The organism is Rhizobium deserti (assembly GCF_004358025.1).
GTDB classification, from domain to species: domain Bacteria; phylum Pseudomonadota; class Alphaproteobacteria; order Rhizobiales; family Rhizobiaceae; genus Neorhizobium; species Neorhizobium deserti.
Genome location: NZ_SMTL01000006.1, coordinates 35017 through 59680, shown reverse-complemented (window position 1 = coordinate 59680; position 24664 = coordinate 35017). Strand labels below are relative to the sequence as shown.

Sequence of the window (24664 nt, the reverse complement as noted above, 5' to 3'; positions counted from 1 at the left end):
GCTTCGTCGCGAACTCAGTGGTCGTGGTGCAGGTAGCGCGCCTGACGCGGCAGTCGCAGCGCCACGAGGAACGCGATGACCATCATCACCGTCACATACCAGTAGAACATCTGCTCATTCCCAGCGGTCTTCATCGACAGCGCCACGAATTCAGCCGAACCGCCAAAGATTGCATTGCCCACCGCATAAGCGAGGCCAACGCCGAGCGCCCGCACTTCCGGCGGAAACATTTCGGCTTTCACAATGCCGCTGATCGATGTGTAGAAACTGACGATGGCCAGCGCGAGCACGATCAACACGCCTGCTACGACAGGGCTTGTAACGTGCTGAAGCGTGCTGAGGATCGGCACGGTGGTAAGCGCTCCCAGTGCCCCGAACAGCAGCATGTTGTTGCGGCGGCCGATGCGATCGGAGAGGGCACCGAAGACGGGCTGCATGCACATGTACAGGAACAGGGCGACGGTCATCACATAGCTCGCCGTCTTCACCGGCATGTGGACAGTGTTGACGAGGTATTTCTGCATATAGGTCGTGAAGGTGTAAAAGATAAGCGAACCGCCGGCGGTATAACCGAGCACCGTCAGAAAGGCCGGCGTATGGTGTCGGAACAGCCCCCCGAGCGATCCCGCCTCGCTGTTGTTGCGGGCTTCGGCCTTCTGGGTCTCCGTCAGGGCGCGACGCAGGAAGATCGAGACGATGGCCGCGACCGCACCGATCACGAATGGTATGCGCCAGCCCCAGGCGGTGATCTGTTCCTTCGACAACAGAGCCTCGATGATGACGATCACCAGCACTGCGAGGAGCTGCCCGCCGATCAATGTCACATATTGGAAGGACGAAAAGAAGCCGCGACGGCCGCGCAAGGCGACCTCGGACATATAGGTTGCGGTGGTGCCATATTCGCCTCCCACCGACAGACCCTGGATCAGTCTTGCCACCAAGAGCAAGACAGGGGCCATTGCCCCAATCTGCGCATAGGTGGGCAAAACCGCGATCATCAGCGACCCGGCACACATCATCGACACCGAGATCAGCATCGATTTCTTGCGCCCCAGCCGGTCCGCGACGCGCCCGAAGATCCAGCCGCCGACCGGGCGCATCAGGAACCCCGCAGCAAAGACCCCCGCCGTCTGCAGCAGCTGAACGGTCGGATCGTCGTTCGGGAAAAACGCGCTACTGAAGTAAAGCGCTGTAAAGGCGTAGACGTAGAAATCGAACCATTCGACAAGGTTGCCTGAGGATGCAGCCATGATTGCGAAGATGCGGTGGCGTGTTTCCTCGGCCGTATAATGAGGCACGGTTTCGGTGCCGGATAAGTCTGACAAGATTTTGCCTCCAAGACTGTGGAACAATGATCGTAGAGTTGCTCGGGTGTAGATCTAGAACCGCAGACACAAGAGGCAATCCGTAATGGAAGTGCGCACGTGGATCTCATGGGGACCGCGCCACCGTGGCAGCCGCGTACAAGGGCAGAGAGGAAGGATCATTGTCTATCGATTGTCCAGCACGCTCCCGTTCGACGAGAATAACGACGTCGTGCATGTCAGCGATACCTCTGCCCAGGCCCGGGATATGCTGGGAACTATTAAATGAACCATTAAATCGGTAATTGAAACCGTCCGCGCTTCAACGGAAGACGCCACTATAACCACACCTTCATCACCGCCTGGCCAATGATCAGGCGGTGAACAAGTTCATGGGGAATATTTTCTAGACGACAATTGGCACGTTTCTGCACCCCGTGCCGCATAGTGAGGCCGGGAGCCAGTCTTGATCGCCCCGATCGCCCAGTTGGGCAAGTGATGCTGCAAGGCCAAGTCCTTGCTCCTTCACCCTTCAAAGGCGCGGAACGTACTTTTAAATCCCTCGTGCTCCGCACCGCAGATGCGCCCACCCTGGTCCGGTCCTCTGGCCCCAGAGGATCAGGCGCCTACTGGGCACCGCAGCTCGAAGTGCTGGCGATCTACCAAAGGTCCGGGTGGCGGTTGACGTCTTTGTAGAGCAGGTAACGGAAGCGGCCTGGGCCGCCAGCATAGCAGGCTTGCGGGCAGAAGGCGCGCAGCCACATGAAGTCACCCGCCTCCACCTCGACCCAATCCTGGTTCAACCGATAGACGGCCTTTCCTTCCAACACATAGAGGCCGTGCTCCATGACATGGGTTTCCATGAAGGGAATAGTCGCACCCGGCTCGAAGGTGACGATATTGAGATGCATGTCGTATCGCACATCGACCGGATCGATAAAGCGCGTCGTACCCCAGCGCCCTTGCGTATCGGGCATGGGCGAGATCGAATGGTCATCTTCATGCGAAACGATCGCAGGCGGGTGCTCCAGTCCGGCGACCTCCTGAAACTTCTTGCGCACCCAGTGGAAGCGGGCAGGCAGGTTGCCGGTATTCTTGATAGTCCAAGGGGTGCCGGCTGGGACGAAGACGAAGGATCCCGACCGCAGGTCATGGCTCGTTCCGTCCAGCACGATTGTCGGCGCACCTTCCATGACGAAGAGGGCTGCTTCAGCACGAGCGTCCGGTTCCGGCCTGTCGCTGCCGCCGCCTGCTTCGATTTCTACCACATACTGTGAAAAGGTTTCCGAAAAGCCGGTGAGCGGCCGCGACAGGATCCATGTCCGTGTCTGCGTCCAGTGCGGCAGCAGGCTGGTGACGATATCGGTCATCACGCTTCTGGGGATTACTGCATAGGCCGTGGTGAAAACCGCCTTGCTGGACAGCAGCTCGGTTTGACCAGGCAGGCCGCCGAGTTGCGGGTAAATTTGTCTGCTTTCCATCCTGGTCTCCACGAGCATGCTTACGGCATATTCTTTATGGTTGGCATTGCTTTGAAGCAATGCAACGCTTCATGAACGTTGTCCATAAGTTGCCAGCCGCCGCCGCGGCGGTAGATCCTAACGGCTCGTTTTGGTCAGTGAGAAAATGAGCCAAAGCGGAAATCAGTGGCTGGTCTCGTGCACCTCTGGGAAACGGCCAGGCTAGGGGCCAATTCGACGCGCGACCGGCAGGCCAGCAACTTCCCCACGGCTCTAGCAAGCATGATCTTCTTACGAGGATCGAGCGGATCCTATGACCGCTACCACAGAGCGTATAAATGTTCACGAGCAGCCGGGGCGACGCCGAGGAGGTTAAGGCTCAAGTTCCGCTAATGGCTTCTGGCTCCGCTCCTATCTCAGCGCAGCCCGAAAAAGCTCAAGATAGCAAGCACGATAACAATGGCGCCAACCAGCCAGATAATATTGTTCATGAGATAATCCTTCAAACAGAGCCTAAGACATGAGTTCCTGTCGGAACATCGCTCGAATGCTTGAGGGTGGCTTTCGGTTCCGCCGAAACCGGTCCGCCGGTCACCATTGGTGCCCGGCGACTTCGAATCATGCCGCGATGCGACGAGCGGCTTTATCGGCTGCTTTGCGGTCCGAACCGTATTGAGCAATAATGTTTTGAGCGTCCTCAAGCGAAATGCGATATTTCTTTGCGAGAACCTTCGGTTCATAAGCGGACGAAGACGCGCCAGCGTCGTTCAAATTGGTCATTTTGTTCTCCTGAAAATGAACATTCAGCGCTGATAAACCGCTTCATGTTTCCTTCCCCTATATGGGGATGCGCCGCTTTAAGAGCAATGCTTGAGGTGCATATTACTGCGGCACGCCAAGGAGGCGCGGGTATCTAGCCGGTCAATCAGTCGACCCGAGACAAGCTTCGTAGGGTGGATCAGCAGAATCTATAGCGGAGTTCATGTCCGCATATCGGCTCGTAGCCGGCTGCATTCAACTTAGCGCTGCGGCCGAATGGTTCGGCTACAAAAGCACTGTGCATAGCCTGCAGGCCGCCATGCATCGGCCGTCGTGACGGCCGATGCGGCGGGTACATCCATTAAAGAGGGCGTACGTTTTCTGCCTTGGATTTACCGGTCTTCCGGTCCTGGCCAACTTCGTAGCTCACCTTCTGACCCTCGGAGAGGGAGCTGCCGTTCTGAACGGCGGAGATATGCACAAATACGTCGGCACCTCCATTTTCAGGAGTGATGAAGCCGAAACCTTTGTCGTCGTTGAAGAACTTAACAGTGCCCGTAGTCATGATCGATCCTTGTTATCAGCAGCTGGATGCCGCCATCACCCTTTATAGGGCAGAGCGTTTCCGCGTCCACCATGCTTTTCCGTAGTTTGTACTAACACGCTATCCGTTGCATATTTTATACGCGTTGACCATCTCCCCCGAAGACATGGATATTGGCGAGGTTGAAGGAGAGGGGGATTGTTTCCCCAATACGGAATGGCCGCTGTCCCTCCAGAAGAACCGTCGTCGGCTGACCATCCTGCGTGGCAGCGTAAATCACGGTCGACCCGCCCAAATGTTCGACCAACTGCACCGATGCGGTGCCTAGGGTGTTTGCTTCCTGTTGCGCGATAATATGCTCGGGTCGCAGACCAAGCGTCAGAGGCTCTCCCTCTCTTGCGGCGATCGGCCTTTCCAGTTCAACCCGCCTACCGCCGAGCTCGATCGTCCGGCGCGACGCATCGTTCGTGTCGAGCTTGGCGGAAAGAAAATTCATCTTTGGGGAGCCTATAAAGCCTGCGACGAACCGGTTTGCTGGATTGTTGTAGAGATCGAGCGGCCGGCCGGCCTGCATCACGCGCCCTTCGCGCAGCACGACGATCTTGTCGGCCATGGTCATGGCCTCCACCTGATCGTGCGTGACATAGATCATCGTGCTGCCGAGCCTTTGGTGCAGTTTCGACAGTTCGACCCGCATTTGCACCCGAAGCTCTGCGTCCAGATTGGACAAGGGCTCGTCGAAAAGAAAGATCTTTGGTTCCCGCACGATGGCGCGCCCGATCGCCACCCTCTGCCTTTGGCCGCCCGAAAGCGCCTTTGGCTTGCGCTGTAGAAGCGGCTCGATCTGAAGTATGTCAGCAGCCTTTTTGACCCGCTCCTCGATCTGTAGCTTCTTGAAGCCAGCGGTTTCCAGTCCGAATGCGAGGTTTTTGTAAACACTCATATGAGGATAAAGCGCGTAGGATTGGAAAACCATGGCGATGCCTCGCTTAGAGGCCGCTGTCTCGTTGACGCGCGCTGCATCAATGCGCATTTCTCCCGCCGAGATTTCCTCCAGCCCGGCAATCATCCTGAGCAGGGTGGACTTGCCGCACCCGGACGGGCCGACAAACACCGTGAATTCCCCTGGCTGGATCTGCAGATCAATGCCGTGGATGACGGGAAGGGCGCCGTAGCGCTTCTCGATCCTATCGAGTGTAATGCTGCTAGCCATTGTGACTTTCTCCCATCGGCATCCGCATCAAGGCCGCCAGCTATTATATTTCGGGTGGGTTTCGCTCAGCGGCAGGATCACATCTGAATGGGTCTCACTCGAATGGTAGATGGCTGTCACCAATTCCAGTGCCCGCCTTGCATCCTCGCTGGTAACGGGCGGCTGCGAGCCTTCCACGAGGGCTGCGTAGAAGGCTTCCATCTGCCCGTTGAAACGCCGCCCGATAGGCGGATTGTCGGCAATCAGGGCCCGGATCTTCTCGCCCGCCTCATCGCTTGCCGGGGTGATTCGCCAAGGACCGTCGCCCGGGGAATAGGCCGCATGATTGCTTTCGAAGGTGACATGCTCGAACGCCAGGTGCAGCCGGCTGATTTCTTCCGCTGCTCCAAGCGTCGCCGTCAACGAGGCAAGCGCGCCATTTTTCATGAGCAGGCTTGCCGACACGCAATCCTCCACCTCGATCGCGTTGACGCGGGTATCGGTACGGGCAAACACCCGCTCGATTGGTCCTAGAAGATAGGTCAGCATGTCGTGCAGGTGGATGGCATGCGTCATCAGCACGCCGCCGAGCTCCGTCGACCAACGCCCGCGCCATGGATTGTCATAATAATCCGCCGTGCGCCGCCAGAAGGTTTCTGCCGTCGCCGCATAAGGCTTGCCGGCAAGGCCACTGTCGATGATGCGTTTCGCCTGCGCCACCCCCTCGCCATAGCGGTACTGGAATATCGGCATCAACAGGCCTTTCGAGCCGCTTTCCGCACGGCGCACTTCGTCTACCTCCGAAAGCGAGCCGGTCAGCGGCTTTTCGCAAACCACATGCTTGCCTGCTTGAAGCGCCTGCAGGACCAATTTGGTATGCAGTGCGGGTGGCGTGCAGATGTCGATAATGTCGATCTCCGGATCTGCCATTAGTTCGTCGGAAAAGCGTGTCCGCCGCACCACGCCGAACTCGTCGGCAACCGTGTTCAGCCGGGTTTCGTCGAGATCGCAAAGCGCCGTCACCTCATATTTGTCCGCATGCGGCACATAGCCCTCGACAATGTGGGAGCGGCCTATGCCGCAACCGATGACGCCGACCTTGAAACGCCTAGACATGTGCGGCTCCCTCGGCCTTGGCCTGCGCCCTCAGCGCCAGTTCCATTGCGGCAAAGCAGCGGCTTTGCGGCATGGCGGTTTGCGTGCGGTTACGAATGTCGGCAACCAGTTGCGACCCATAGGGAAGCGGGACATCCGAACAATCCATATGGGTGACGCCTTTGGCGTCGGTCAAGAAAAGGTGGTCGCCGCCCGACCGGCCGGCGATATCCACATATTTGCGCAGCTCGATCATGCCTTCCGTGCCCGTGATGAACAGGCGCCCGTCGCCCCAAGTCGACAGCCCCTCCGGCGTGAACCAGTCGACGCGAATGAAACCGGTCGCTTCTGGCGTGGCAAGGTGGATATCGCCCGTATCCTGCACGCCCGGCCATCGACCATGGGCGCGGTTGGCTACGCTGGCGGAAAGAATTTCTGCGCTTTCCACGCCAGTGAAGAACAGGAACTGCTCGCATTGATGCGAGGCTATGTCCGTCAGGATGCCACCATAGCGCTTGCGCTCGAAGAACCAATCGGGCCGCCCGTCGGGCCGCATCCGGTGCGGACCAAAGCCGGCGGTCGAAACGACCTTGCCGATCGCACCCGCGGCCACGAGTTCCCCGGCCCGGACCGTTGCCCGATTCTCGAAATGTTCAGAATAAAGCACGGAGAATATCCGTCCCGTCTCCGCCTGGACGCGACGCAATTGCGCCAGGTCTTCCAGCGTCGTCATGCCAGGCTTATCCGTCATCACGTCCTTGCCCGCCAGCATCGCCTGGATTGCAATCGAGGCGCGCTGATCCGGTATGGCGGCCGTGACAATGAGATCGATTGCGGGATCCTCCAGCCCCCGGCGTGGGTCGTCAAACCGCTGGGCCTGCGCAAACTTGTTCGAGAATTCGGCAACCAGATGATCGTCTTGCTCGGCATGGAAGCCGGCAAATTCCGCACCCGCTTCGACAAGGCAGTTGACCTGCCCGAAGATATGGTTGTGGTCGATGCCGATGACGGCAAAACGAACAGGCTTCATGGGAACACTCCTGGCAAGGGTTCAGCGCTTCATGCCGGTGGTGGCAATGCCTTCAATGAGCAGGCGCTGAAAAAACAGAAAGAACAGGAAGACGGGGATGAGCGAAAGGTTGGACATGGCAAACAGGGCCGTCCAGTCGGAGCTACCGGTGGAGTCCACGAAGGATCTGAGGCCCAGCTGGACGGTGTAGGTATCGATGTCGCTCAGATAGATGAGCGGCCCGAAGAAATCGTCCCAAGTCCAGATAAAGGAGAAGATCGCCGCCGTTGCCAGAACCGGCAGCGACAGTGGCAGCATGATCTTCCAGTATATGCGGAAGGGGCTGCATCCGTCCATCACGGCAGCCTCGTCCAGCTCTTTGGGAATGCCGCGAAAGAATTGCACCATGAGGAAGATGAAGAAGGCGTCGGTCGCCAAATATTTCGGTACGATGAGCGGTAGCGGCGTGTTCACCCAGCCGAGATGCAGAAACAGGATGTACTGGGGAATGAGCACGACGTGATAGGGCAGCATCAACGTGCCGAGCATCAGGGCGAACCAGAATTTCCGACCGCCGAACCGCAAGCGTGAGAAGGCGAAGGCGGCAAGAGAGCAGCCAACGACGTTGCCGATGGTCGCCAGCACCGAGATAACAAGCGAGTTCCAGAAGAAGCGTCCGAACGTTACCTGAAGCCCAGTCCAGCCGCGGAAATAGCCGCCAAGGTCAAGAGCTGAGGGAATAAGTGAGGACGTGCCGAAAAGCTCTTCCTGCGGCCGAAAGGAGCCCGAGATCATCCACAGGATCGGATAAAGCATGCCGAAGGAACAGATAATCAGCGCCGTATGCAGCAAGACGGACACGAGCGGCGAACGCTGGACCTTCGGGGGAGTCAGGATGTCACGCGTTGCGTCACTCATCGTAATGCACCCAATAGCGCGCCCCTAGGAAGGAGAAGGCCGTAAACAGCGAGATGATGATCACGAGGATCCAGGCGAGCGCAGAAGCATAGCCCATCCGGAAGAAGCCGAAGGCCTCCTGGTACAGGTAGAGCGTATAGAACAGCGTGGAGTTGATGGGCCCGCCCGTTCCTTCCGAGATGATGAAGGCCGGCGTGAAGGCTTTGAAGGCCTCGATGGTCTGGATCACGGCATTGAAGAAGATGACCGGTGTCAAGAGTGGCAGGGTGATCTTGAAGAATTGCCGAGCCTTGCCGGCGCCATCCATTTCCGCCGCCTCGTACATATCGGTCGGAATCTGCCGCAGGCCGGCCAGGAAGATGATCATCGGCGAGCCGAACTGCCACACCGAAAGCAGGACCAGCGTGTAAAGTGCGTAGTCCGGGTTAGAGATCCAGCTCGGGCCTTCAAAGCCGAAGATCTGCCACAGAGCCATGTTGACGAGCCCGTCGGAAGCAAACAACTGCCGCCATAGAACGGCAATGGCGACGCTGGAGCCGAGCAGCGAAGGAAGATAGAAGATCGCCCGATAAAGCGTTAGCCCCTTGATGCCGCGGTTGAAGGCCATGGCGACGGCGAGCGCAAAGGCCAGTTTCAACGGAACCGACAGCACGACATAGGTGAAGGTCACGCGCATGGCGGCGCCGAACTTCGGATCATCGCTCAGGATCCGAACATAGTTGGCCGCTCCTACCCAATCCGGCGACTGGAGCAGGTCGTAATTGGTGAAGGACAGGTAGAGCGAGGCCAGTGCCGGCCCGAGCGTCAGGCCGAAAAAGCCCAGCAACCATGGCAGAAGGAAGATGTAGCCCGCAGCATTGCGCTCCAGGATCCGCCGGAACGTCCCTCGGCTGCGGAGAGCCGATGCTCGGCCCTCCTTCGACAGGATCTCGGAATGAAGCGCCATCGGCTCACTTCCGCGCCAGGGTGCGCTTGGCTTCGGTCACCATGCGTTCACCACCCTCTTCTGGCGTGATCCGCCCGAACGCAACCTCCTGGCTGACGCGCGTCAACACGAAGGCGAGCTCGCCGGCGCCCTGCGGCGGGTTGATCGGCAAGGGGCCGACCTCTGGCGTGATGGCGGCAATATATTCCACCATGGCCTTGCTCACATCGTCCAGCTTGGTCGTCAGCTGGTCGCGCATAGCCGTCGAGGCGGGAACGCCGCGCTCGACCCCAAGAAGATCGACGCCTTCCGGCTTGGCCACCAGGAAATTGATGAAATCCACTGCACCCTTGGGGTTCGTGCTGGTGGCAGAGACGCTCATCAGCATGGACGGCTTCAGGTAATGACCGGACGGCGAGGATTTGCCCACTCTTGGATAGGCCGTCAAAGACAGCTTCGACTTGTTGAGCGCCTGGTAACCGACGAACTGGTTCGAATGGGCGAAGGCGGTGGCCGCCTTGCCGGTCGTCAGCGCGTTGCTTTCGATATTCTGCTGATCTAGGGCCTGCACGTCGGCCGGCACACAACCGCCGGATTTGCGTATGTCCTGCCACATCTTGAACCAGGCAGCCACATCGGCCGGCTCATAACCAAGCTGTCCGTCGGCGCTGAACAGAGCCTTGTTGTTTTGGCGCAGATAATTCTCGAAGCTTGGCTCGAGGCCACTGGCATCGGCCGTCGCGAAATAACCGGGCTTCGGCTTTTTCTTCCCGAAAGCAATGGTGTTTTCAGCAAACTCTTCCCAGGTCTGCCCCATGCTGGGGGGCGTGACGCCGGTTTTTTCCCAGGCGGCCTTGTCGTAGAGCACGACGCTGGAATTGACGCCGAGATTGATCCCGAAGAGCTTGCCGTCGATACGGCCAGATTCAATGTTCGGCTTGCCGAAATCATCAATCGTCAGACCCTTGCCGAGATAATCGTCGAGCGGCGCCAGGGCACCTCGGCGCGCGTATTCGAAGATATATCGATAATCCATCTGGATGATGTCGGGCGCATTGCGCCCCGCCACTTGGGTCGCCAGCCTCGGCCAGTAATCGCTCCAACCGGCAAATTCACCGGCAATGGTAATATCGGGCTTGGCTGTCTTGAAAGCCGCGATCGCCTTATTGGTGCGGTCGGCTCTTTCCTGAGAACCCCACCAGATCATCCGCAGGCGAGTGGCCTGAGCGAGTGCCGGGGCATTAAGTGCAGCCAGTGACAGGGCAGAAAGCCCTCCACAAAGCACACTTCTCCTGTCAAGCATCATAGGCATTGGCAACTCCTCCCTAATGACTGCCAATTTACGATGACTGCAAACGACATATTGCCGTTTTATAACTATGTGGTTACATGGGAACACTGAAAATAACCCATGTCAAGTGAGATTATGCCGTGGCCGATGCGGTCGATAAAGCCAGTGCAGAAACTTCGGCGCCGGACAAGCCGGAACGACGGCGTGGCTCTTCGCAGTCGCGAAATCCGGAGCGCACTCGATCAGCAATTCTGGAAGCAGCTCGCCGCGAGGTTGCCGCTAAGGGACTGGCTGGCGCCAGGGTGGACGTCGTCGCACGTCGGGCCGGTACCAATAAGCGTATGATTTATCACTACTTCGGCGACAAGGATGCGCTCTACCTAGCTGTCCTCGAAGATGCTTACCGCAATATTCGCCATGCCGAACGGCGGCTTGATCTGGCCCACAAGCCGCCGGTCGAGGGTCTGCGGGAACTTTCTCTTTTTACGTGGCACTATTTCCTGGATCACCCTGAATTTCTTAGTATTTTGGCAACTGAGAATCTCAATCAAGCACGCTATCTGCGGCAATCGAAGGTGGTGGCGGAACTGCATTCGAATTTCATCTCCGAGCTCAAGGATGTGCTGCAGCGCGGTAGCCAGGAGGGGGTTTTCAAGTGTGGGCTTGATCCGGTGGACGTTTATCTGACGATTGCTTCGCTCGGATATTTTTACCTGTCGAACCGCTTCACCCTATCCACCATCTTCCAGCGCGACCTTGTCGCTCCCGGCGAACTCGATCGGTGGGGCCAGCATATCGTCGCCACAGTACTGTCCATGGCGCAAGTCTGAGCTCCGCCGATCGGCGGCGTTGAGGCTTCATGAAAAACCCTCTTGACAGCTACGCATCTTCGTAGTCTCAAATAACCAGACAGTTACAAAGTGACCAGGATGCAGGCGGGGGAGGCCGCTGGCATCTACGGTAGCGGTGTGAGCTTACGGCATATCCGCACCGTTATCCGTTGCACGTCAGCGCCGGCACGATTGCCACCGAGGCAAGCAGGCGATCGGGAGGAGGAAGTCATGAAGCGTCTCGGCATCATCATGCACGGCGTCACCGGCCGCATGGGTTATAACCAGCACTTGGTGCGGTCCATTCTCGCCATCCGCGGCCAAGGTGGCGTCACGCTCAAGAACGGTGAGAAACTGTTGGTTGATCCCATCCTGGTCGGGCGCAATGCTGCCAAGATCGAGGAAATTGCCAAGCGTCACGATGTGGAGCGCTGGACGACGGATCTTGATGCCGCGCTTGCCAACCCGGATGACACGCTGTTCTTCGATGCCGGAACAACGCAGATGCGCGCCCAACTGCTGACCAAGGCGATCCATGCCGGCAAGCATGTTTACTGCGAAAAACCCATTGCCGACAAGTTGGAGGACGCGCTTGCGGTTGCGCGTCTGGCCGAAAGTGCCGGCATCAATCATGGTGTGGTGCAGGACAAACTCTTTCTTCCCGGCCTTCGCAAGCTGGCCATGCTGAGGGATTCCGGCTTCTTCGGAAAGATCCTCTCTGTGCGCGGCGAGTTCGGCTATTGGGTGTTCGAGGGCGATTGGCAGCCTGCCCAGCGGCCTTCCTGGAATTATCGGCTGAAGGACGGCGGCGGTATCATCCTCGATATGCTCTGCCACTGGCGCTATGTCCTCGACAACCTGTTCGGTCCGGTTAAAGCTGTCAGCTGCCTCGGCACGACGCATGTTCCCAAGCGCGTTGACGAACAGGGCAATGCCTATGTCGCGGATGCCGACGATGCGGCCTATGCCACGTTCGAGCTGGAAGGTGGCATCATCGCCCAGATAAATTCCTCTTGGGCGGTGCGGGTGCGGCGCGACGATCTCGTCACCTTCCAGGTGGACGGCACGCATGGATCAGCGGTGGCGGGCCTCAGCAAATGCTTCATCCAGCCGCGGGCCGCGACCCCAAAGCCGGTGTGGAACCCCGATCAGCCGCAGACGATTGACTTTTACAAGACCTGGCAGGAAGTGCCGGACAACATCGCCTATGACAACGGCTTCAAGGCGCAGTGGGAGATGTTTCTGCGCCATCTGGCCGAGGATGGACCTTGGCCTTACGGCTTGATGGAGGGCGTCAAGGGCGTGCAACTGGCGGAGCTCGGGCTTCGGTCCTGGAAGGAACGCCGCTGGCTTGACGTTCCCGCTGTCGCCTGAAGGAGGGGGAAATGACGTCGCTTTTCCTGCCTAATCCAGACCGCAGCATCGCCTCCTATCGGATGAGCGGCACGCCAATCCGGCTCGAAAAACGTCGGGCGAAAGACTTCAACCGCGTCGCCTTTGCTGCCGCGCATGTGGTCGCCGATCCCTTTGCCGACAATGATCCCTGGCTGGCGCCGGCGATTGATTGGGATTCTACCTTGCGGTTCCGGCATAGGCTCTGGGATCTCGGTCTTGGCGTTGCCGAAGCCATGGATACTGCCCAACGCGGCATGGGCCTGACCTGGCGAGATGCGCAGGAACTCGTTTCCCGCTCGCTGAAGGAGGCTGCCGGCCGCGACGATGCGATCATCGCCTGCGGCGTCGGCACCGACCACCTGGAAGACAAGCTCTATTCTATAGACGAGATCGTTGATGCCTACCAGGAACAGCTGGATTTCGTGCAAGGGGAGGGCGGTCAGGTCATCCTGATGGCGAGCCGGGCGCTCGCCCGTAGCGCTGCCTCGATCGATGACTACCTTTTCGTCTATTCTCGCGTCCTTTCCGGAGCCCGCGACAAGGTCATCATCCATTGGCTGGGCGAGATGTTCGATCCGGCGCTTGTCGGATATTGGGGTTCCCCGGATCACCTGGAGGCGATGAATACATGTCTCCAGATGATGTCCGACAACCGTGAGAAGATCGACGGCATCAAGGTTTCGCTTCTGTCGAAGGAGAAGGAGATCGCCATGCGCCGCCGCCTGCCGCCGGGGGTGCGCATGTATACCGGCGACGACTTCAACTATGCCGAACTGATCGCTGGTGACGAACAAGGCTATTCGGAGGCGCTGCTCGGTATCTTCGACGCCATCGCCCCGGCTGCGTCGCAGGCTCTTGCAAGTCTGAAGCGTGGCGCGGACAACGAATTTTTCCATGTGCTTGAGCCGACCGTGGCCCTGTCCCGCCACATCTTCAGAGCTCCGACCCGCTTCTACAAGACCGGGATTGTCTTCCTCGCTTATTTGAACGGGCTTCAGGATCACTTCACCATGGTTGGTGGCCAGGAAAGCGCCCGCTCCACCCTGCATTTTGCGGACCTGTTTCGGCTGGCGGACAGGGCTCATGTTCTCTCCGATCCGGACCTCGCCGCGGCGCGCATGAAGACCTTCCTCGCCACGCGGGGCATACACTGAAATGGCAACCGTGTGCGGATGGCTCTCGAACGGCCTTTGCAAGTTATAACCAGACCATCCGGAGGAGCTCGGCATGTCACTGGATAATCTATCGATCAATTTCGCAACGGTGAGGCAGGCAGGTTCGTTCGGCGCAATCGTTGATGCTTGTCTGAGGCACGGCATCACAGCGATTTCGCCTTGGCGGGAGCATGTCGCAGAGGCGGGCCTTGTCGAGGCGGCGCGGATCGTGGCGTCGAATGGGCTGCGGGTGACCGGCCACTGCCGGGGCGGCTTCTTTTCGGCGGCCGATGCTGCTGGGCGCAGGGCTGCCATCGAAGACAATCGCCGCGCCATTGACGAAGCGGCAGCGCTCAGTGCCAGTTGCCTCGTCATGGTTGTGGGGGGATTGCCCAAGGGATCGCGCGACCTTTCGGGAGCGCGGCAGATGGTCGAGGATGGGTTCGCCGAAATCCTCCCGTATGCACGCCAGCAAGGCGTCAAGCTGGCCCTCGAACCTCTGCATCCATTCTATGCAGCTGAACGCGCCTGTCTAAACACGTTGAAGCAGGCCCTCGACCTCTGCGACAAATTGGGGGAGGGAACAGGCGTTGCAATCGACGTTTATCACCTCTGGTGGGACCCGGAGCTCGAAGAGCAGGTGGCGCGGGCCGGCCGCAACGGTCAGATTGTTGCGCATCACATCTGCGACTGGCTGGTGCCGACGGTCGATCCGCTCAACGACCGCGGCATGATGGGCGACGGAGTCATCGATCTTGGTCGCTTCCGCGCCATGATCGAGAATGCCGGATATCGAGGACCGCAGGAGGTCGAAATCTTCTCCCACCGCTGGCAGGCCCGCCCGGTAGACGAGGTACTCGCGACCATCGTTGATCGCTACCAGACCGTATGCCAGACGATAACGGGTGCCGCAGCGGCGACCTGAGAGAAGAGTGGAGGATAAAGCCATGCTGCAAGCGACCCAAAGGCGGCGTTATGCCCTTGTTGGCACCGGCAATCGCGGCATCACGATGTGGGGCCGCGATCTACTGACCGGCTGGAGCGAGTTCGTAGAACTCGTCGGCATTTGCGACATCAATCTGATGCGGGCGGAACGGGCTCGTGCGATGATTGGCTCTGATGCGCCGCTTTACGACGACTTCAACCGGATGATGGCGGATCTATCACCGGACCTGGTGATCGTTTGTACCCCTGACGACACCCATGACGACATCATCGTGCGCGCGCTTGAAGCCGGCGCCGACGTGATCAGCGAGAAGCCGCTTGCCACGACACGCGAAAAGATCGCCCGCATCCGGGACGCGGAAGCCCGCACGGGCCGCCGTGTCGATGTCTCCTTCAACTATCGGTTTGCGCCAACCGCCTCGCGGATCAAAGAACTCATTGAAGATGGGGCGATCGGCGATATCACCTCCGTCGACTTCCACTGGTATCTCGACAACCAACATGGCGCAGATTATTTTCGGCGCTGGCATGCCTTCACGGCGCGATCCGGCAGCCTTTTCGTGCATAAGGCGACACACCACTTCGACCTTCTGAACTGGTATCTCGATTCAGATCCGGTCGAGGTCAAATCCTTCGCGCAACTGCTGCACTATGGCCACAACGGCCCCTTCCGTGGTCCGCGCTGCAAGATCTGTCCGTACAAGGCGGAATGCCCCTATTACCTCGATCTGAAGAGCGACCCTTTCCTGGATGCACTTTATGAGGATCCATCCAAGTTGGACGGTTACGTGCGGGATGCCTGCGTCTTCCGCGAAGAAATTGACATTCCGGATACGATGACGGCGACGATCCGCTACCGCAACAATGTGCAGGTTTCCTATTCTCTTAACACTTACATGCCGATCGAAGGGCATCATATTGCCTTCAACGGGCACAAGGGCCGCATCGAGCTGCGTCAGTTCGAAAAGCAGCCCTGGACTGAACCGCCGGCCGACAAGATCCTGCTCATCAAGAGTTTCGGCGGTGGCGTGGAGCATATCTGGATCCCGCATGAGCCGGGCGGCCATTATGGTGGCGACAACCGGATGCGCGACATGATCTTCAAGCCAGGCTCCAACGATCGCCTACGCCAGCGCGCAGGATCACGTGCCGGCGCCATGTCCGTCCTGTGCGGTATCGCGGCACTTGAAAGTTCGCGCGACGGCGGTGCGGTAGAGATCGAGCCGGTACTGTGACTAGCGAAAAAGCCGGGCGGCAAGACTGACTTGCCGCTCTCGTTTCGCAAAGGCAATTAAGCCTTGTATGTTTGGACGGCGCCCGGAAGCTTGCTCCAGTCGGCATACCATGTGGTGAACAGCTTGAACTGGGTCTCGACATAGCCCCGCTGGCTTTCGCTCAGCGCATCGGTATCGATGAAGTTCAGCGCGTATTCCTCCTCGCCCTTCAGCACCAGCATGTGCTTGAAATAAAGAACGAGGTCGGGACCCTCATCGAAGGAGGACAGGACTGCCAGTGCCTCTTCAAGCTCCTTGGCGCGAAGCCTGGCGTCCGCGTCGCCCCTTGCCGCCGCCTGAGCCAGGTTGCACAGATGCAGCACTTCCTGGGGAAGCACATTGCCGATGCCGGTAATGGCGCCGGTCGCGCCGCAATTGACATAGCCGTGGAAAACGGCCGTATCGACGCCGATCATCAGCGATACGCTGTCATCGCGGCTGGTGATGTTTTCTGCCGCATAGCGCATATCCGCCGGCCCGCCGAACTCCTTGAAGCCGACGAGGTTCGCATGCTCGGCCCGCAGAGCGAAGAACAGATCAGCACGAGTGGCGAAGCCGTAATAGGGGCTGTTGTAGATGACCGCCGGCAGATCCGGTGCCGCCGACAAGATGGCCTTGAAATGGGCCTTCTGGGCAGCGATAACGGAGCCACGTGACAGGACGCGAGGGATGACCATGAGCCCCTGCGCGCCGACTTTCTGCGCATGCGCCGCATGCGCGGCGGCTGACGCAGAGTTGACGGCACCGGTTCCGACAATGACCGGAATCCCGGCTTTGACCAGCGCTTCTACGCCTTGCATCCGTTGTTCGTCCGTCAGCAGCGGCCAGTCACCCATTGAGCCACAGTAAACCACGGCGGACATGCCTGTCTGAATGAGCGCGGTAGCCTTGGTAACCAGAGCGTCAAAATCCGGCGTGCGGTCTGCCTTGCAGGGCGTCATCAGTGCCGGAACCACGCCCGAGAATATCTGTGCCTTCATCTCTCTTCACCTTCAATACTGTGGATTGGCCCGCATCGTGCCTTGTTTGCCACCAAACACCATCGTGAGAGCCTTGTCGACAAGAAAAATACACAGTCAAAGCTGAATGTCTGAGCTTTGGTAGCGTGTCAGCAAACGGTTGATCTGCTCCACAATCTGCTCGGCATGGATCTTTCCGAGGCGATCGGCAGCAGCGACGTCGCGCGCTTCGACTGCGGCAATGATTTCCGCATGCTCTTCCACAAAGCGGGACGGAAGCTGGTCTTCATAGGATTGGTAGTAAAGGCGCAGGATGCGTCGGCCATCGACGAGCAGCCGCTCGAAGAAGCTTGCATAATAGTGGTTGCGGCCAGCGGCGGCGATTGCCGAATGAAAGCCTGCATTGGTGGCGATCATCCCCAGAGCATCCTGGGCCTGCACGGCAGCGGCAAACTCATCCTGAAGACCGCGGATCAGATGCAGGTCGTCCGTAGTATGATGTAAAGCCGCCAAACGTGTGGTGACTCGGTACATCAGGACGAGCGCGTCGAAATAGGCATGCATGTTGAGAAAGTCGATGTTCGACACCAGGGTCGAGCGGTTCGGCAATGTCTCGATGAGGCCGTCCCCGGCCAGCCGCACCAGCGCTTCACGGATCGGCGTGCGCGACATGCCGAAGCGGGCTGCCAATTGCACTTCGTCGATAGGGCTTCCAGGCACCAACTTCAGGTCGAGGATCTCGTCGCGCAGGAGGTCATAGACCATCTTGACCCCCGAGCCGCGCTTGCGCTCCGTGATCTGGCCACCATCGTTCGTCGTCATCAAGCCCCCGCTTCTCGCTGTAAATTCCGGCTTAGCCTATCTGTCAGAAAAGGTCAGCTGCACCAGTTCTTTTGTAATAGTAACCGAGGAGGACGCCTTGTTTATCGGTACGGCAGCATGGTCCATCCCGAAAGCCGTCGCTGATCGCTTCCCTGAACAAGGCAGCGGCTTGTCGCGCTATTCTGCCGTCTTCAAGGGCGTCGAGATCAATTCTACCTTCTATCGGCGACACCGCACGACAACCTTTCAGCGTTGGGCGGATTCTGTGCCGGATGACTTTCGCTTCGCCGTGAAGATGCCGAAGGAGATCACCCATGATCGTCGGCTGAAGAGCATCGAAGAACCCTTCGAAGCTTTTCTCAGCGATATTACGCCTCTCGAGAACAAGCTTGGCCCACTGCTTTGCCAGTTGCCGCCGACCCTTGCCTTCCAGGGAGATGACGCCGCAGGTGCCTTAGCGGCCATGCGTGCCTGCCATGCCGGACCGATTGTGATGGAAGCCCGCCATGAAAGCTGGTCTTCTGATGACGCGCTGGCGCTTCTGGAAGAATTTCTCATCGACCGGGTTCTGGCCGATCCCAGCCGTGTCTGGAATGCTCAGGATTTCCGGCAGCCGCCCCGATACATCCGCCTGCATGGTAGCCCGAAAGTCTACTACTCCAGCTATAACGCCGCCGATATAGCCAGCTATCTGCAGCTTCTAGCGCCAGATGGCTGGTGCATATTCGATAACACGGCGTCTGGAGCGGCTGCAGAAAATGCCCTGACCATGCTGGAGCAAACCCAACGTCAGCCTCAGAACTTCATGGAATAGAGAATTCGCTGTCCCCGTTCGCATGAACCGGCCCAGCTTGCGCGTCATCGAGCTGCAGGATGGTTTCGCCAACAAGCGGATGGAGTCGTGCGCGCCGCATCTGTTCTCTTTGACGGACGATCGTTAGATAGCGCTCGCGGCATTCGGGCATTTCGATCAAGCCGGCTGCCCAATCGGCGATCAAGGCTACGACTTCAGGAGCCCCATCCATTACCAAGCCGCGTTCACGCATTCCGGCCATCACTTTGGCCGCAATTTCCTGCCGCGTCCTCATAAGCGTTCATGCCCCCGACTCATCGGGCGGGTATAGCATGGCGACTTTGGGCTTCGACCCCTCGACAAGCTTTTGTACGATGGAAGACGAACATGATCATGCGCTTGACAGCGTCCGTTTTAACACGCCGGCTTTTTGCAGTCCAAGTCGAAGACCCAGTGCTGACGTCCTCCGCTGCAAGACGGTGAGAGCAGGCGTTGCCGGGAACTATCGAGCCGCTTTCTCCTTTCATAGATGTCGCAGAGGAGAGTTTAGAAATGTCAGACGAGAGCGTTAAAACCATCAAGGGCACTTTTGCCACGCGTGCCGCTGCCGACCAGGCAATCGAACACCTCACCCAGGAATATGGTTTGAACCGAGCAGATATTTTCGTGCAGGCGGTTGGGTCTGCCAATACATCAGGCACACAGCCGAATGGAAGCGATGCACCGTCCGTGCGCGATGACGCGCCGCGCACGGACGGTGCTCTGCAGGGAGAGATAGAAGTATCTGCTGATCTTAGTTCGGAGAAATTCTCGGCCGCCATGCAGGCCTTCAAGGAAGCCGGCGCACGCCATCTAGATGCTGGCTGAACTCGATTGAGAAGTCGAGTCAATCTTCAAAGGCGGCAGTCTTGCCGCCTTTTGGGCCAGCCCGCTCCAGGCTTTCAAAATGATTGGTGCTGGGCTAAGTTAGCTCATCATAGCCGTAGCATGATAAGCCTCTTGATCTGCGACTATCGGCGTGAGCTGCTAGAGCTCGAAAAAAGAATCCCGATTACCGTTCCCAGCGCTAGGGCGCCGACCAGCGCTCCGGTTGCTGCGGTGGGATTGCGCCTGACGGCGTCGGTAAGATCGTAGCCTTCATGACGAAAATCGCTGACCAGCCTGCGGGCAATCGGCGCCAGGTAGGATGATGCATTGTCCGAAGACGCACTTGCATGCTTCATCAAGCTTCCTCGGATTTCGCCCAGCTGTTCGCTAATCGCATCTATTTGGGCAGTCAGGTTTCGTGCCATGGCTTTGTCCTTCGCTGAATTGAAGCCGTGCCTGGATCCGGCACGGGCCCGCGTCAACGCCGGGTCAGAGCCATGGTTCCTTGAGGGGCTGCCAGGAGAAGATGAGCCGCACATGAATGGCGCAGTCAGCCGGAATTCAGCGAGCAGTTGTCATGGTCATGTAAAGCTCAGGAGGAAACCATGCTGGCTCGTCTTTTCGTTACCGTCGCGTTGCTTTCAGGCGTCATCACCCTCATCGGGCAGCTTGTTTTATAGCGCTCTTTTTCCGGCAGGATGGCGAGCGGCAGCAAGGGCGACACCTAGGCTCTCGGGTCAGATCAGGCTTGGCATGCCTGCTGATCACTGACAGCCGCTTCGTGATTTGCCAGGATTGAGAGCTCCCGGATCATACGTGCTGCTTCCAGAAGAGCCGTCTGGACCTGTCCATCAGATGCACTGCCGAAACTGATGGCGATATACGTGGTCTGCAGGCCGATGATAGCCTCCTCCAAGCTCAGCGAGCGGGAAAGGCCGAGCCGAAGCCGCATGTCAACACAAGCGGCCGCTGACCGGCTGATCAACCGTTTCCTTTCGGAAGCGCAAAGCATTTCCACACCGTTTGCAGCCCGCAGCAGCTCCCGGACAAAGTTGTGAACCATAGTCACAAAATCGATCCTTTCAAACTGGCCCTATTTTGCGTCCGGCGGCGCGAGCAGATACGCGCATGGTAAATGCTGCCGCATCCTCAGCTGTGCCGTCCACTGTCCAAGGGCCCATGCGAGGAGGCTAGATATCGAAACTTGCCTGCAGCTTGCTACTGGGACCGGAAGCGGATCGCCGGAGGGATTAGGAGGATGCTGAAACAGCGAGCGATCATCGTCCAGACCGGCGACTAACCTGCGCTATTAGGCGAACGAAGCCTCCTCATGAGACTTAGTTACAGAAGCCATGCATCGTATTTTGTAGGAACAGAGAACCCTACGCCGTTGGTCTACCGCTTGCCGCTCAGTTTGGCGACATCTGCTTCATTAACGCAGCTCAGAGTCGCTCATGTTCAACGGCCCGGCCATCACCCTGTTCAAGCGGCATGGCCGCGCCGAGTTTCCGTTTGCTTCGTCAAGAAGATGTTGTTCTACCCCAGATGATCAAGCAGCATTTCGGCCATGTCTTTAACATGTCTTCGATTGCCGGGCGCCAAGTGTTCAAGGGCTTATCCGTGTACTGTGCCACGAAACACGCGGTGACCGCTTTCTCTGATGGCCTGCGTATGGAAGTAGGTCAGAAGCACGGCGTCCGTGTGACCTGCATCCAGGCCGGCGCAGTTGCCACCGAGCTCTACGATCACATCACAGATCCGGGCTACCGCAAGCAGATGGATGAGCTGGCCGGCCAGATGACCTTCCTCCACGGCGAGGATGTCGGCGACACCATTGTCTTCGCAGCCCAAGCCCCGGCTCATGTGGATGTTGCCGAATTGTTCGTTCTGCCAGTGGAACAGGGTTGGTAAGAGGCCTGGCCTGAAGATTGCCCGCGTCGCTGCGGGGACCCTTTTGCGAGAGATCGTCGTAGGAATTACCCGCATCTCAGGCCTATCGCCTCCTCGAACCTAACCCGATTGTCGTGGTCTCAACCAGCGATCACGGCAAGCCCGCGCGATGACGAAGGGCTTCTCCAGCACGACCCGCAGCTGATCGATTGTCATCGGGCCTTCGGATCACAACTATTATGCTCCTCGGAGAATCGGAGGATGCGTCATCGCTGTACCCGTCTCTCGATCTTGCCTAGATAAATCTACAAGATGCATCGTAGCGGGCGCTTATAAGCGCCTTCTCACCCCCTGCCGAATTCGTCGACGATGCGGATGATATCGTCTTCACCGAGGTAGGAGCCAGTCTGAACCTCGATCATTTCGAGCGTGATCTTGCCGGGATTGGCGAGCCGATGGACTTCCCCTTGCGGGATATAAACGCTCTCATTCTCGCGCAGTGTCTTGACCTGATCGCCAACCGTTACCTCCGCCGTTCCCTTTACGCATATCCAGTGCTCGGAGCGGTGATGGTGCTTTTGTAGCGACAGCTTCTTGCCGGCCGTCACGAACAGCCGCTTTACCTGGAACCGGTCGCCGTTGAGGATGCAAGTATAGCCACCCCAGGGGCGGTAGGAGGTTGGATGGGTTTCGGTAAGGGCTGCAGTCGCCTTTGCGGCGGCAAGCTGCTTGACCAGCGTGCCGACATTCTGGCTTTCGTTGAGGCGGCCGACATAAATGGCGTCCTCGCTGGCAATGACGGCAACACCGTCCAGCCCCTGGACCGCCAGATGACCGTGGCGTGACATGACGAGCGAGTTTTTCGTGTTGACCAGGGTTGCATTGCCGGAGGTGACGTTGCCGGCTTCGTCTCTGATGCCCAGTTTCCACACGGCATCCCAGCTGCCTATGTCCGACCAGGTGAAAGAGGCGGGCACCACGGCGGCATTGGTCGTCTTTTCCATCAACGCATAGTCAATCGAGATGTCCGGGCTGGCGGCAAAGGCCTGCGGGTCGAGCCGCACGAAGTCGAGATCGTTAAGAGCCTTGGCAACGGCCTGGCTGGCCGCACGCTCAACGTCCGGCGCATGCAGGCCGAGCTCCTGCAGCACCTGAGATGTATTGAACATAAACATCCCCGAGTTCCAGGCGAATCCGCCTGCGGCCAGCATCTTCTCGGCCTCCGCCAAAACCGGCTTCTCAACAAAACGCTTAACCTCGGCAGCACCGGTGGCTAGCTTGTCGCCTACCTCAATATAGCCATAGCCGGTGGCGGGCTCGATCGGGGTAATGCCGAAGGTAACGAGCTTGCCGGAAGCTGCGGTCTTGGCTGCAATGTGGATTGCATCGGCATATTCTGGACCAGATACGACCTCGTGATCGGAAGCGAGTACTAGGATAAGAGCATTTTCACCGAACTGTTTTGCAACAAAGGCAGCCGAGGCGGCAACGGCTGCGGCTGTATTACGCGCCGAGGGCTCTAGAAGAATACCGGAAAGTGAAAGACCAATTGCTCGAGCCTGTTCAGCCGCCAAGAAGCGGAAATCCTCGTTGGTGATAACAAGCGGCGCCTCGTACACCATCGGATCGGAAACCCGGGCAAGCGTCGCCTGAAACAGGGTGCGGTCGCCGACGAACTGGATGAACTGCTTGGGCGCGGTGGCGCGCGACAGCGGCCAAAGCCTGGTGCCCTTGCCGCCCGCGATGATCACGGGGATAATTTTGCTCTTCATGAAAGAAGCCTCCGGTGAAGCGGTCGATGGTGAAGGTGTTCTAAAGCCTGTTGTTTGCCGCCCAGGTGCTGATCAGGTCAAGCGCTTCAGTGAGAAGACGCTTCGCCTGCACCTCACTGCCAGCCTCGACATAGCAGCGCATTTCTGGCGCATTGCCGGAAGGGCGAAGATGAACGATCCGTCCATCTGTGAGTGTGACGCGCAGCCCGTCAATGTCGCTCGTTGTGGCGAGCGTGCCGAGCGGCGCCAAGAAGCCAGCGAGATTGTCGCCGGAGGCGCGCAGATGCGTAATCAGAGCCGCACTTGTCTGAACGGAGAAGTTCTCCAGCCGGTCGGCGGTAGCTGAGGCAAGGCGAAAGCTGGCAGCGACAGAAGACAACGGCTCAAGGCGTTCGGCGCGCAGATGCAGCGTTGCTAGCGCCGGCAGGAAGCTATCACGGGTGGGCAGCGGCGCAAAAGGGCCGCCGACAACGGAGAAAGTGGATCCGGTCAACGTACCGCCATTGGCCTCGAAGCCAACAACCTTCTGGTATCCTGCAGCAAGCGCCTCCTGCATGCCGGCGATCACGTAGGGCGAGCCCACCTTAGTGCGGATGACGGAATATTCCCCCGCAGACTCAATGCCGGAGTTGGATGTTACAGGCGTCACGAGTGCATCCGCGCCGAGGAATTTGGCGGCGATCAGGCCAAGCAGATCGCCCCGTAGAGGCTCACCCGTCTCATCGGCAACAAGTGGACGATCGCCATCGCCGTCGGCCGACACGATAGCGTCGAGCTTATGCTCCGTAGCCCATCCCTTCAGAAGCTCAACAGTTGCGGCCGAAACCGCTTCCGTATCGACTGGGATGAAGTGTTCTGAACGGCCAAGGGCGACGACTTCTGCACTGAAATGCTCCAGCACCGAAACCAACATGTCGCGTGCTACCGAAGAGTGCTGATAAACGCCGATCTTCAAGCCGGCCAATGATTCTGGCGGCAGGAGGCTGCCGTTGCGGGCAAAAAACAGCGCCCGCGCTTGTGTCGAGCGATCCTCTGCCGTTCCGGGCGCAAACTCGACCGAGCCCGCGCCGAACTCGGCTGCTATGGCGGCGATTCCGGTCTCATCCTGCTTGTCGATCTCGCCATCGGGACGGTAGAATTTGATACCGTTGCGGTCATCGGGAATATGGGATCCAGTAACCATGAGAGAGGCGGCGCCGAGTGATCGGCCGTAGAGTGCCAGGGCTGGAATTGGGATAGCACCGCAATCCATGGGCTTGAACCCGGCCCGCTCAAGCACTCCGATGCACGTTGCGGCAATGCGGGGACTGGATGATCGGAAGTCTCGACCGACCAGCACCGTATCCCCTGGCCTGGCTGCCCCAGTATCAATCAAGTGCTGCGCAAACGCCTGCGCGTAAATTGCTGACGTCGGGCCCTCAAGATCAACCACAAGGCCGCGAAGACCGCTCGTCCCGAACTGCACC

At 58.6% G+C, this 24664-nt stretch carries 24 protein-coding genes and 1 pseudogene; 8 read left to right on the top strand and 17 right to left on the bottom strand.

From position 1 onward, the window contains the following. Nucleotides 1-14 precede the first annotated feature (14 nt). The 10 genes from E2F50_RS18925 to E2F50_RS18885 form a co-directional block, all read right to left on the bottom strand. Nucleotides 15-1328 (bottom strand): MFS family transporter, encoded by a 1314-nt coding sequence (locus tag E2F50_RS18925; protein ID WP_425375405.1) that lies wholly within the window; start codon nt 1326-1328, stop codon nt 15-17. 635 nt (nt 1329-1963) lie between these two features. Continuing rightward, nucleotides 1964-2785: a bifunctional allantoicase/(S)-ureidoglycine aminohydrolase gene (locus E2F50_RS18920; protein WP_133317749.1), complete on the bottom strand. Its 822-nt coding sequence runs from the start codon at nt 2783-2785 to the stop codon at nt 1964-1966. A 597-nt stretch (nt 2786-3382) separates the two neighbouring features. Continuing rightward, nucleotides 3383-3544 (bottom strand): hypothetical protein, encoded by a 162-nt coding sequence (locus E2F50_RS23275; RefSeq protein ID WP_202615485.1) that lies wholly within the window; start codon nt 3542-3544, stop codon nt 3383-3385. Nucleotides 3545-3884: 340 nt separating this feature from the next. Beyond that, entirely contained in the window at nt 3885-4088 is a 204-nt protein-coding gene (locus E2F50_RS18915) for a cold-shock protein (RefSeq protein WP_133317748.1), read from the bottom strand. 115 nt (nt 4089-4203) lie between these two features. Continuing rightward, nucleotides 4204-5280 (bottom strand): ABC transporter ATP-binding protein, encoded by a 1077-nt coding sequence (locus E2F50_RS18910; RefSeq protein WP_133317747.1) that lies wholly within the window; start codon nt 5278-5280, stop codon nt 4204-4206. A 27-nt stretch (nt 5281-5307) separates the two neighbouring features. Continuing rightward, nucleotides 5308-6375, bottom strand: a complete 1068-nt coding sequence (locus E2F50_RS18905; protein ID WP_133317746.1) for a Gfo/Idh/MocA family protein — start codon at nt 6373-6375, stop codon at nt 5308-5310. Then, nucleotides 6368-7384 carry a Gfo/Idh/MocA family protein gene (locus tag E2F50_RS18900; protein WP_133317745.1) on the bottom strand — a complete coding sequence of 339 codons (1017 nt, stop codon included), beginning with the start codon at nt 7382-7384 and terminating at the stop codon, nt 6368-6370. Before E2F50_RS18900 ends, E2F50_RS18905 begins: the two co-directional genes overlap by 8 nt. 21 nt (nt 7385-7405) lie before the next feature. Next, nucleotides 7406-8281, bottom strand: a complete 876-nt coding sequence (locus E2F50_RS18895; RefSeq protein WP_133317744.1) for a carbohydrate ABC transporter permease — start codon at nt 8279-8281, stop codon at nt 7406-7408. Then, on the bottom strand, nt 8274-9227 hold the full coding sequence (locus tag E2F50_RS18890) for a carbohydrate ABC transporter permease (RefSeq protein WP_133317743.1): 954 nt from the start codon (nt 9225-9227) through the stop codon (nt 8274-8276). Before E2F50_RS18890 ends, E2F50_RS18895 begins: the two co-directional genes overlap by 8 nt. A 4-nt stretch (nt 9228-9231) precedes the next feature. After that, a complete protein-coding gene (locus tag E2F50_RS18885; protein WP_133317742.1) occupies nt 9232-10518 on the bottom strand; it encodes an ABC transporter substrate-binding protein in 1287 nt (428 codons plus the stop codon). 119 nt (nt 10519-10637) lie between these two features. Between E2F50_RS18885 and E2F50_RS18880 the strand changes: the two genes are divergently transcribed. The 5 genes from E2F50_RS18880 to E2F50_RS18860 all read left to right on the top strand — a co-directional run bounded on the left by E2F50_RS18880 (nt 10638) and on the right by E2F50_RS18860 (nt 16056). Beyond that, nucleotides 10638-11327, top strand: a complete 690-nt coding sequence (locus E2F50_RS18880; protein WP_133317741.1) for a TetR/AcrR family transcriptional regulator — start codon at nt 10638-10640, stop codon at nt 11325-11327. Nucleotides 11328-11558: 231 nt separating this feature from the next. Continuing rightward, complete coding sequence (locus tag E2F50_RS18875) at nt 11559-12701, top strand: Gfo/Idh/MocA family protein (protein WP_133317740.1); 1143 nt, start codon at nt 11559-11561, stop codon at nt 12699-12701. 11 nt (nt 12702-12712) lie between these two features. Then, a complete protein-coding gene (locus tag E2F50_RS18870) occupies nt 12713-13876 on the top strand; it encodes a dihydrodipicolinate synthase family protein (protein ID WP_133317739.1) in 1164 nt (387 codons plus the stop codon). Nucleotides 13877-13949: 73 nt separating this feature from the next. Beyond that, entirely contained in the window at nt 13950-14801 is an 852-nt protein-coding gene (locus E2F50_RS18865) for a sugar phosphate isomerase/epimerase family protein (protein WP_133317738.1), read from the top strand. A gap of 22 nt (nt 14802-14823) precedes the next feature. Beyond that, the gene (locus tag E2F50_RS18860; protein ID WP_133317737.1) at nt 14824-16056 is read left to right on the top strand and encodes a Gfo/Idh/MocA family protein; all 1233 of its coding nucleotides are present in this window, start codon (nt 14824-14826) and stop codon (nt 16054-16056) included. Nucleotides 16057-16112: 56 nt separating this feature from the next. Here E2F50_RS18860 and E2F50_RS18855 read toward each other — a convergent pair whose 3' ends face one another. After that, complete coding sequence (locus E2F50_RS18855) at nt 16113-17075, bottom strand: dihydrodipicolinate synthase family protein (protein WP_133317736.1); 963 nt, start codon at nt 17073-17075, stop codon at nt 16113-16115. Nucleotides 17076-17171: 96 nt separating this feature from the next. After that, the gene (locus E2F50_RS18850) at nt 17172-17876 is read right to left on the bottom strand and encodes a GntR family transcriptional regulator (RefSeq protein WP_133317735.1); all 705 of its coding nucleotides are present in this window, start codon (nt 17874-17876) and stop codon (nt 17172-17174) included. Between the two features lie 97 nt (nt 17877-17973). Between E2F50_RS18850 and E2F50_RS18845 the strand changes: the two genes are divergently transcribed. After that, nucleotides 17974-18690, top strand: coding sequence for a DUF72 domain-containing protein (locus tag E2F50_RS18845; RefSeq protein ID WP_133317734.1), 717 nt, complete (start codon nt 17974-17976; stop codon nt 18688-18690). Here E2F50_RS18845 and E2F50_RS18840 read toward each other — a convergent pair. Further along, the gene (locus tag E2F50_RS18840) at nt 18680-18964 is read right to left on the bottom strand and encodes a hypothetical protein (RefSeq protein ID WP_133317733.1); all 285 of its coding nucleotides are present in this window, start codon (nt 18962-18964) and stop codon (nt 18680-18682) included. The two genes, E2F50_RS18845 and E2F50_RS18840, sit on opposite strands and share 11 nt — an antisense overlap. A gap of 257 nt (nt 18965-19221) precedes the next feature. Here E2F50_RS18840 and E2F50_RS18835 point away from each other — a divergent pair, with 257 nt between their 5' ends. Then, entirely contained in the window at nt 19222-19536 is a 315-nt protein-coding gene (locus E2F50_RS18835) for a hypothetical protein (protein WP_133317732.1), read from the top strand. A gap of 143 nt (nt 19537-19679) precedes the next feature. Here the strand turns inward: E2F50_RS18835 and E2F50_RS18830 are convergent, their stop codons facing one another. Both E2F50_RS18830 and E2F50_RS23570 read right to left on the bottom strand, forming a co-directional pair. Further along, nucleotides 19680-19892, bottom strand: coding sequence for a hypothetical protein (locus E2F50_RS18830; protein WP_133317731.1), 213 nt, complete (start codon nt 19890-19892; stop codon nt 19680-19682). A 236-nt stretch (nt 19893-20128) separates the two neighbouring features. Further along, nucleotides 20129-20251 carry a hypothetical protein gene (locus tag E2F50_RS23570; protein WP_281029216.1) on the bottom strand — a complete coding sequence of 41 codons (123 nt, stop codon included), beginning with the start codon at nt 20249-20251 and terminating at the stop codon, nt 20129-20131. Nucleotides 20252-21066: 815 nt separating this feature from the next. Between E2F50_RS23570 and E2F50_RS18825 the strand changes: the two are divergent. Further along, nucleotides 21067-21447 (top strand): annotated as a pseudogene (locus E2F50_RS18825) (SDR family oxidoreductase); the annotation flags it as partial. A 323-nt stretch (nt 21448-21770) separates the two neighbouring features. Here E2F50_RS18825 and E2F50_RS18820 read toward each other — a convergent pair. Together E2F50_RS18820 and E2F50_RS18815 are read right to left on the bottom strand one after the other, a co-directional pair. Next, nucleotides 21771-23198, bottom strand: coding sequence for a mannose-1-phosphate guanylyltransferase/mannose-6-phosphate isomerase (locus tag E2F50_RS18820; RefSeq protein WP_133317730.1), 1428 nt, complete (start codon nt 23196-23198; stop codon nt 21771-21773). Nucleotides 23199-23238: 40 nt separating this feature from the next. Further along, nucleotides 23239-24663 (bottom strand): phosphomannomutase, encoded by a 1425-nt coding sequence (locus tag E2F50_RS18815; RefSeq protein WP_133317892.1) that lies wholly within the window; start codon nt 24661-24663, stop codon nt 23239-23241. Between the last annotated feature and the right edge of the window lies 1 nt (nt 24664).

What these genes read in the sequence shown, in the direction of transcription:
- E2F50_RS18920 (WP_133317749.1), bottom strand. Translation starts at nt 2,785, where the DNA reads ATGGAAAGCAGACAAATTTACCCGCAACTCGGCGGCCTGCCTGGTCAA.
- E2F50_RS23275 (WP_202615485.1), bottom strand. Translation starts at nt 3,544, where the DNA reads ATGACCAATTTGAACGACGCTGGCGCGTCTTCGTCCGCTTATGAACCG.
- E2F50_RS18915 (WP_133317748.1), bottom strand. Translation starts at nt 4,088, where the DNA reads ATGACTACGGGCACTGTTAAGTTCTTCAACGACGACAAAGGTTTCGGC.
- E2F50_RS18910 (WP_133317747.1), bottom strand. Translation starts at nt 5,280, where the DNA reads ATGGCTAGCAGCATTACACTCGATAGGATCGAGAAGCGCTACGGCGCC.
- E2F50_RS18905 (WP_133317746.1), bottom strand. Translation starts at nt 6,375, where the DNA reads ATGTCTAGGCGTTTCAAGGTCGGCGTCATCGGTTGCGGCATAGGCCGC.
- E2F50_RS18900 (WP_133317745.1), bottom strand. Translation starts at nt 7,384, where the DNA reads ATGAAGCCTGTTCGTTTTGCCGTCATCGGCATCGACCACAACCATATC.
- E2F50_RS18895 (WP_133317744.1), bottom strand. Translation starts at nt 8,281, where the DNA reads ATGAGTGACGCAACGCGTGACATCCTGACTCCCCCGAAGGTCCAGCGT.
- E2F50_RS18890 (WP_133317743.1), bottom strand. Translation starts at nt 9,227, where the DNA reads ATGGCGCTTCATTCCGAGATCCTGTCGAAGGAGGGCCGAGCATCGGCT.
- E2F50_RS18885 (WP_133317742.1), bottom strand. Translation starts at nt 10,518, where the DNA reads ATGCCTATGATGCTTGACAGGAGAAGTGTGCTTTGTGGAGGGCTTTCT.
- E2F50_RS18875 (WP_133317740.1), top strand. Translation starts at nt 11,559, where the DNA reads ATGAAGCGTCTCGGCATCATCATGCACGGCGTCACCGGCCGCATGGGT.
- E2F50_RS18870 (WP_133317739.1), top strand. Translation starts at nt 12,713, where the DNA reads ATGACGTCGCTTTTCCTGCCTAATCCAGACCGCAGCATCGCCTCCTAT.
- E2F50_RS18865 (WP_133317738.1), top strand. Translation starts at nt 13,950, where the DNA reads ATGTCACTGGATAATCTATCGATCAATTTCGCAACGGTGAGGCAGGCA.
- E2F50_RS18860 (WP_133317737.1), top strand. Translation starts at nt 14,824, where the DNA reads ATGCTGCAAGCGACCCAAAGGCGGCGTTATGCCCTTGTTGGCACCGGC.
- E2F50_RS18855 (WP_133317736.1), bottom strand. Translation starts at nt 17,075, where the DNA reads ATGAAGGCACAGATATTCTCGGGCGTGGTTCCGGCACTGATGACGCCC.
- E2F50_RS18850 (WP_133317735.1), bottom strand. Translation starts at nt 17,876, where the DNA reads ATGACGACGAACGATGGTGGCCAGATCACGGAGCGCAAGCGCGGCTCG.
- E2F50_RS18840 (WP_133317733.1), bottom strand. Translation starts at nt 18,964, where the DNA reads ATGAGGACGCGGCAGGAAATTGCGGCCAAAGTGATGGCCGGAATGCGT.
- E2F50_RS18835 (WP_133317732.1), top strand. Translation starts at nt 19,222, where the DNA reads ATGTCAGACGAGAGCGTTAAAACCATCAAGGGCACTTTTGCCACGCGT.
- E2F50_RS18830 (WP_133317731.1), bottom strand. Translation starts at nt 19,892, where the DNA reads ATGAAGCATGCAAGTGCGTCTTCGGACAATGCATCATCCTACCTGGCG.
- E2F50_RS18820 (WP_133317730.1), bottom strand. Translation starts at nt 23,198, where the DNA reads ATGAAGAGCAAAATTATCCCCGTGATCATCGCGGGCGGCAAGGGCACC.